The 8,308-nt window shown below is 40.7% G+C and carries 5 protein-coding genes; 2 read left to right on the forward strand and 3 right to left on the reverse strand.

Going from position 1 to position 8,308, the window contains the following annotated elements; translation table 11 throughout:
• Positions 1 to 42: 42 nt before the first annotated feature.
• Positions 43 to 522, reverse strand: coding sequence for a hypothetical protein (locus tag AB3G38_RS04415; protein ID WP_367867286.1), 480 nt, complete (start codon positions 520 to 522; stop codon positions 43 to 45).
• Positions 523 to 524: 2 nt separating this feature from the next.
• Positions 525 to 1,475, reverse strand: coding sequence for a cytochrome P460 family protein (locus AB3G38_RS04420; protein ID WP_367867287.1), 951 nt, complete (start codon positions 1,473 to 1,475; stop codon positions 525 to 527).
• 206 nt (positions 1,476 to 1,681) lie between these two features.
• On the opposite strand from AB3G38_RS04420, the gene treZ reads away from it, so the two are divergent.
• A complete protein-coding gene (treZ, locus tag AB3G38_RS04425) occupies positions 1,682 to 3,508 on the forward strand; it encodes a malto-oligosyltrehalose trehalohydrolase (RefSeq protein WP_367867288.1) in 1,827 nt (608 codons plus the stop codon).
• The gene (gene treY, locus AB3G38_RS04430; RefSeq protein WP_367867289.1) at positions 3,501 to 7,463 is read left to right on the forward strand and encodes a malto-oligosyltrehalose synthase; all 3,963 of its coding nucleotides are present in this window, start codon (positions 3,501 to 3,503) and stop codon (positions 7,461 to 7,463) included. The genes treZ and treY overlap by 8 nt, the downstream gene beginning before the upstream one ends.
• 73 nt (positions 7,464 to 7,536) lie before the next feature.
• Here treY and AB3G38_RS04435 read toward each other — a convergent pair whose 3' ends face one another.
• Positions 7,537 to 7,932, reverse strand: coding sequence for a hypothetical protein (locus AB3G38_RS04435; RefSeq protein WP_367867290.1), 396 nt, complete (start codon positions 7,930 to 7,932; stop codon positions 7,537 to 7,539).
• Positions 7,933 to 8,308: the final 376 nt, after the last annotated feature.

Here is an 8,308-nt window from a genome sequence, read left to right on the forward strand (position 1 = left end):
TATGGGCGGAGTAAATGGTTTTTTGGAATAGCATGAAATGAATTAAGGCATTACTGAAGCTTTTTGAGCTAAGATATATTTTATCCGTTCTTTTTCGTTCAAAAAACCAATGTTTAATTTTTCTCCTTTATCTATTTTATAGGTTGTCTGGACAGCATTTCCATTGGTTTTTGTAGTGACCGTCTCGACACTTTGAAATTGCCCCGGAATTTTTGCACCAAACCATCTTTCATCGTCCTGTTGTTTCCAGGTAACCAGTGCAAATACCATCCCTCCAATGGTACTGTCGCCCTTTGATTTCGCATATTTCAGGGCCAGATCATTCCCATATAAGGTAGACATGGCCGCTTCCTTTTTGCTGATCGTGGAGGTAATTACTTTCAGCCCCAATTGATTGAAATGTAATTGTTCCGGCAGGCCTGCGGCTTTATTTAATTCACCTGCATGATTGTTTTGTTGCTGACAGCCCATTGCCATTGGCAATAGTAAAATAAAGGCTGCATATTGAAGTTTAAATCGCATTTTTAATGTTTAACTGGAAGGGTGAATACAAAATCATTATTGGATACAGGACGGTGGCAATTCACACATTCTGTTGCGTAGCCTATGTTTTTACCATAAGGAAGCAGTTTCATGGTTTTAAATCTTGCCCAGCCCCAGCCTTTTGTGCGCTTATATTTCCCGCTGTCTTTAATCATATATTCTACTTGCTTGAATGCTCCGGTTTTGACATTTCCATCGGCATCCTGTAGTTTATCCCAGGCAACTTTAGCGAAAATAGTCCCTTCTGGCCATGGATTAATATGATGCTCGGCGATTGCTTTGATTGCAATGGGATTTCCAAAGATCACCCGCATAGTATTGTTGTCAATGCGGTCTGTTGTGCTCACCACCTGCCAGTTTTTATAGTCGGGCTGATAGGGAACGCCTGTTAAGGTTTCTGGTAATTTATCCGCTTTAAGGTTTTGCGCATTCCAATTGTTGAATTGTTTATGGGCTGCATTGACCAGGGCAGTGTCTGCCGGATGGTCTTTAATCATACCTGCCACATAGTTTTTGACAATGGCTATCTGAGCTGGATTCAGGTTAGCTGAGCGGTGCAGCACCTGGTAGCTTTTCAATGGCATGCTTCCGGTAGTAATCTGGTTAAGGATTTCAAATAGCTTAGCCTTCTGATCACCTGGTGCCATGTTGCCCCATTCAGAAAAGTTAAGGCCCGCTTTACCTGCTTCAATATCCGCAAGTGCAATACTGTAAGCTGGTTGAAGATGGTCAAACCACTTCAGTTCAGGTTCATTGGAATGACAGTCATAACAGGCAGTTTTTAAAATGGCCTTTACATTTTCAGGCCCGTTAAAATCTGCGCTTACAGGCTGTTTTTTTAAGTCAGGCCGGTAAAGCTGCAGCAAACCAGAACAGAGCAGCAGGATGGCTGCCACACTTACTGTATTTCTTTTATAAAAAGGTTTATTCATCGTTTAATTGTTTATTAATACCTAAATCTACCTAAACGTCAGGTTTTATAAAAGGGGAAAACGGGCACGCTGGCGAAATCGTGCGGGAGCCGGGCAGATCCGGGCTCCACCGATTAAACCTGTTCTCAAAATCTGCATTAAAATCTTAAAACACTTTTTAGGACCTGGTGTTCTTAAATTAATTAAAAGAGGGAGATTAATTGTTTATGGATATATTAAAAAGAGGCATCGGTGTAAATTTTAATGCGCATAATGAGGCAGTAGTTAAAGTTTGGGCACCTGACGCAACTCAGGTTTCCGTGGCTACCGGAACATTGCTGCTGGAGCTTAAACCTGACCTGGCTGGATACTGGGCGCTCTGCACAGCACTGATCCAGCCTGGCGATGTATACTGGTTTATAATAGATAAAGAACAACGTTTGGCCGATCCTGCATCTTTAGCACAGCCTGATGGCGTACATGGTGGTTCTCAGGCTATAAATACGGCATATAACTGGTCAGACTCTTCCTGGGAAAACATCCCTTTACACGACTATATTTTTTATGAAATACATACTGCTGCTTTTAGTCATGAGGGTACTTTCAAAGGAATAATAAACCACCTGGATCACTTAATAGCACTGGGAATTACAGCCATTGAGCTGATGCCTGTTGCTTCATTTCCTGGAAAGCGGAATTGGGGATATGATGGTGTTTTTCCTTTTTCAGTACAGGAATCTTACGGAGGAGCAGCCGGTTTGCAGGAATTGGTCGATATATGTCACCAGAAAGGGCTTGCTGTTGTTTTAGACGTGGTTTATAACCATGTAGGCCCCGAAGGAAATTATCTAAGTACTTTTGGCCCGTATTTTACGGATAAATATAAGACACCCTGGGGCAACGCCATTAATTTTGATGACAAAGGAAGTGATGGTGTCAGGAATTACTTTATAGAAAATGTACTGATGTGGTTTCGTGATTTTCACATTGATGCCTTAAGACTTGATGCAGTTCATGCTATTAAAGATTTTGGTGCGCTGCATATTCTGGAAGAAATCAGGTGCCATACGAGTTTATTGCTGGAAAAGACGGGCCGCAAACATTACCTGATTGCTGAATGTGATTTGAATGATCCCCGGTATATTACTGCGATCAGTGAGAATGGACTTGGAATGGATGCGCAGTGGGCAGATGAATTTCATCATGCGTTACGGGTAACTGCCAGTGAACCTGCCAGAGGATATTACGAAGACTTTTCTGGTATACAACAGCTTGCCAAGTCTTATAAGGACGCTTATGTTTATACAGGGATGTACTCGGTGGTGCGTGAAAAAACATTTGGACGCAAAGCATTCGGGAAGACTAATGACCAGTTTGTTGTCTTTTCACAGAACCATGATCAGATTGGCAACAGGATGCTGGGGGAACGTACCAGTAAACTGTTCAGTTTTGAAATGTGCAAGCTAATGGCTGGTGCTGTACTGTTTTCTCCCTTTTTACCTTTATTATTTATGGGGGAAGAATGGGGAGAGACGAACCCATTCCTTTATTTCGTTGACCATTCAGATCCGGAGTTAATACAGCAGGTGAGGAAGGGGAGAGCGGAAGAATTTGCAGCGATGTTTGATCAGGGAAAAGCACCTGATCCGCAAGATGAAGCTACTTTTAATCAATCCCGGTTAAATTGGGGAAGGATCGGAGAGCATCAGCATGCCTGTATTTTCCGTTATTATCAGCAGTTGATCGCGCTGCGTAAAAAGTACTTCAGCTTTACTTCGCATGAGGCTCCGCAAGTCAGTGTGCTGGAGGCAAATAATTCTTTGCTGCTGGAAAGAAAATGTGCTGATCCCACACAGCTTATCTGGTGTGTACTTAATTTTTCAGCTGAAAAACTGGTGCTGGATATTCCCGGTCATATCCATATTTTAAAAGAGCTGGTTAACTCTTCATCCTCAGTATGGCTTGGCCCCGGCGAGCCTTCCACAACTGGTCTTAACCGTCAAATTAGTGTATCCTCAGAATCTTTTATAGCTTATTCCGCTAAATATGTTTAATCCGATCTCTACTTACCGCATTCAATTTCATGCGGGTTTTACTTTGAATGATTTTCGCAAAATGATCCCTTATTTACATCAATTAGGTGTAAAGACGATTTATGCTTCCCCAATTTTTACTGCTGTTCCCGGCAGCATGCATGGTTATGATGGTTTAAATCCAATACAGATTAATCCGGAGATCGGTTCGCTGGCTGAACTTAAATTGATCGCTAAAGAACTTGCTGCTTTAAAAATGGGCTGGATACAAGATATAGTACCCAACCATATGGCTTATGACCCCCGGAATCCGTGGCTAATGGATGTGTTAAAGAAAGGGGAAAAATCAAAATACAGGAATCATTTTGATATTATCTCACCGGATTTAGCACAAGAACCATTAATGGCCCCTTTCCTGGGCACTGATCTGGAGGAAGAGATTGCCAGTGAAAAGCTTTCAATCGCAGAGCAAAAGGGAGAATGGTTTTTAAAATATAACGAGAGTTACTGGCCATTGAGAGCTGGTACTAACCTGAATGGTTCAATCCGGGAAATTGCTGAACAGCAGTTTTACCGGTTGTGCTGTTATCAGGAAAGCAATGTACGGATGAACTACCGCCGTTTTTTTACGGTAAATAGTTTGATTTGTCTCAATATGCAGTTGAGGGCTACTTTTGACGATTTCCATGTTTTGATTCAGGAACTTGTAGCGCAAAAGGTATTTCAGGGATTGAGAATAGACCATATTGACGGGCTTTTTGATCCCATGCAATACCTGGAAAACTTAAGAGCGCTTTGTGGTGAAGATGTTTATATCGTTGCGGAGAAAATTTTAGAGCCCGGGGAAGTCCTGCCTGCAGCATGGCCCATACAAGGAACGACAGGGTACGATTATCTTGGACTAGCCAATCAGCTGTTTACCAATCAGCAATCAGAGAAGAAGTTTAATAAATTTTATGAAAACCTGACTGATGATCATCAGTCTGTTGAAGAACAGATCCTTGAAAAAAAACGCAAAATTCTAAGTACTGCGATGCAGGGAGAGCTTGAAAATCTCTACCAGCTTTTGCTGAATATTATACCAGAGGGATCAGAACGAATGACAATCGGAGATTTTGGGGTATTTAAGCATATCATCTCTGAGCTTTTAATTCAATGTCCTGTTTACAGGTTTTATGGAAATGCTTATCCACTGCCTCCACAGGAAATAGAGGCTATGGAAAAGGTGTTTGCAGCATTGGAAAAAGATAAGGAACTATTAAAGCCGGTTCAACTCATAAAAAAAGCACTGCTTTACGAGCATATATCTTTTTATCAGAGGTTAATGCAGTTCTCCGGACCGTTAATGGCTAAAGGGGTGGAAGACACTTTAATGTATACTTACAACAGGCATATTGGAAATAATGAAGTTGGAGATTCTCCGGCGGTTTTCGGGCTAAAGGTGTCAGATTTTCATGCAGCTATTTTAAACAGGGGCGAAAACTGGCCACTGACTATGAATTGCACGTCCACGCACGATACCAAACGTGGGGAAGATGCAAGAGCAAGGCTAAGCATCCTTACTGACCTTAAAGAAGAATGGCTGCAGCAAGTAAAAGATTGGAACGTGTTAAATGCAACGGAAGGCGCGGCCCCTGATGAAAATGATGCCTATTTTATTTATCAGACTTTAGTAGCTACCTATGATGAACGCGAAGATCGTGAAGTCTATCAGAACAGATTGCTTGAGTATATTGAAAAAGCCTTGCGGGAGGCTAAAGAAAATTCTGGATGGGAGAATCCGAACATGGATTACGAGGCTGCAACCCGTGCATTTATAAAAAAAATATTAGATACTAAACGTGAATTCTGGACTATCTTCAGCGATTTTTTCCGAAGGCTGGCACACCTGGGCATGGTAAAATCACTGTCTTCTTTAATTCTTAAACATGGGGTTCCGGGTATTCCTGACACTTATCAGGGAACGGAACTTTGGGATTTTAGTATGGTAGATCCTGATAACAGAAGGGCTGTGGATTATACCTTGCGGAGGCAGTATATGGATGACTTTTTAAAGAAATCATTCAGTATCAAGTTATTGTGGCAGGAAAGTTCAGCAGGAGAAATCAAATTGCTGATTTTGCAAAAACTTTTAAAGTTCAGGGCGGAATATGCTGAATTATTCAGGGATGGGTTATATATCCCGCTAAAAGTTACGGGTATACATGCCGCTGATTTTATTGCTTTTGCACGCAGATACAAAACAGACTGGGCGATATTTGTGGTACCTGTGAATGTTGCGGCGCTTTTGGATGATCAGAAGAATCTGCATTTTGAATTAGGGGATACTCAGGTTGTTTTACCCGCAGGGGCACCTGCAGCTTACCTGGATTTAATAGAGAATCAGTCTTGTAAAGTTGAGCATAATGTGCTTGTATTGCGGGATGTTTTTAAATCAGTACCGTTTGGCGTGCTGCATCAAAAAATTGAGCATCAGGAAAGGGGAGCTGGTATCCTCATGCATATCACTTCTCTTCCTTCTGCATTTGGAATTGGTGACATTGGGCCTGAAGCTATTAATTTTATGGATTTTCTGGCTTCTTCTGGTCAAAAATACTGGCAGATATTACCTTTAAATCCTGTGCTGGAAACGCAGGCTTATTCTCCGTATGCATCCAGTTCGGTCATGGCTGCAAATCCTCTTTTAATTAGCCCGGAACTCTTAATTAAAGATGGGTTCCTGGAGCCCGGCGAGGTAAAAGCAAAGCATCGCAAAGTTAAAAGAAAAGTCAATTTTGCTTCGGCTGTTCAGGAGAAAAAGCTTTTGTTAAGCTCAGCTTATCAGCGGTTCAAACAGAAAACTGAGGGGAAAGATCAGGCATTTTCAGACTTCTCTTTCGATGAGGCTTACTGGCTGGACGATTATGCAATGCATGAGGTTTTAAAAACTTTAAATGCCGACAAGCACTGGTATGAATGGCCCATAGAATTGAAAGGCAGAGAGTTGTCTGCTTTATCGAAAGTTAAAGAACAGTATGAAGAGGCAATAAATGAGGTTAAATGGTATCAATTTATATTTTTCAGGCAGTGGAATGAATTGAAGGCTTACGCAGTTAACCTGAATATCAAGTTGATTGGCGATCTGCCGTTTTATGCTGCACTGGATTCTTGTGATGTATGGGCAAACCAGGAGCTGTTTGAAATCGGTTCTTCAGGAGAGATGAGAGCAATTGCAGGAGTTCCTCCAGATTATTTTAATGCCGATGGACAGCTTTGGGGAATGCCGGTTTACAATTGGAAAGCGATGAAAAAGTCCAATTATGACTGGTGGGTAAAAAGGATCAGAAGAAATATTGATTTATATGATTTAATCCGTTTGGATCATTTCCGTGCTTTTTCGTCTTATTGGGAAGTTCCTGCGGGTAGCAGCTCTGCCAGGTTTGGCAACTGGAAACAGGGGCCGGGAAGCCAGGTCTTTGATATATTAGCAGCAAATTTCGGGAATATTCCTTTTATTGCAGAGGATCTGGGAGAAATTGATACTGAAGTGGTAGCGCTTCGTGATCATTATCATTTGCCTGGTATGAAGGTTTTACAGTTTGCTTTTGGGGAAGATAGTCCGGCTTCTGTTCATGCACCTCATAATTTTACTGCTGCAAATTGCCTGGTTTATACGGGAACTCATGATAACAATACAACCAGAAACTGGTATGAGAAAGATATTGATCAGGATGACAGGGCAAGAATTGACAGTTATACAGGTTTAAAGGTTTCTAAAAGAAACATATCAAGGGTATTGATCAGGTTAGCTTATGCATCAACGGCTAATGTGGTCATTGTTCCTATACAGGATATTTTGAATAAAGGGGCAAAAGCAAGGATGAATGTTCCTGCATCGATTAAGAAAAATTGGGTATGGCGTGTTAAATCAAAGGAGTTAAATGATGCTGTACGTGTTTATTTACATGATTTGGTTAAACTGTATGGACGTTCGTAATATGGAATTAAAGATTTCTTTTTCACCAAACGTCTTTTAGCATTGAACCTGTTCCGGCAGCAAGGTCTGATAGTTAAACCGACGCGAAGTTAATCGTCTCTAACTGATCAAAAAGAAGCCAGGAATCTGATTCTTTATCGTTCAGGTCATCCTGAAGTATTTGACTTAACAGATTAAAATTATCAGCCAGATCCTGATAGATTTGAGTAAGGGGTAAGGGTAAAACATCCGGTGGTGCAATCAGATTACTGTGACTGCTATGCAATAGCGCGAGTACTTCTTTTAAGGCCCTGTCAAAACTTCCAAAGTTTGAGGATGTATTTAAAGTATCTGCAGAGATTGACATCCCCCCTTGCTTTAATTCTCTTAACATATCCAGATAGGGGATGCGGGATCTTAAAGCTAAAGATGTTTGTATATTATCCAGTAATCTGCTGGCGAGTGCTGTTCCTGTCATATAATTGGTCATTTGTTTTTTTTAACTATCTGGACTAAGGCCAATTTCTTTTTTTAATAATCCTTAAAAATAAGATAAATTTTCAAAACCCTGGGTGTAATCAATTTCAGATACGTTTTCATTTTTACCAGGCAAGAAGTGTAATGGAGGGTTTTCATGGGCAAAACCAATGACAAATATTCTGCTTTATTCATAATTGTTAATGTAATGTTAAATTAGGAAATTAATTTCTTTTATTTATTCCTGTTCTATACATTTAGACAATCCGGAATACCCGTATAAAAACTGATTAAATAATTTATTAATTCATACTTATGACGCCCTTGTATTCAATTGCCTGATGCACTTATGCAAACAGAGTAAGTAATCATTTTTCCTCATCTACCCT

The organism is Pedobacter sp. WC2423 (assembly GCF_040822065.1).
GTDB lineage: Bacteria > Bacteroidota > Bacteroidia > Sphingobacteriales > Sphingobacteriaceae > Pedobacter.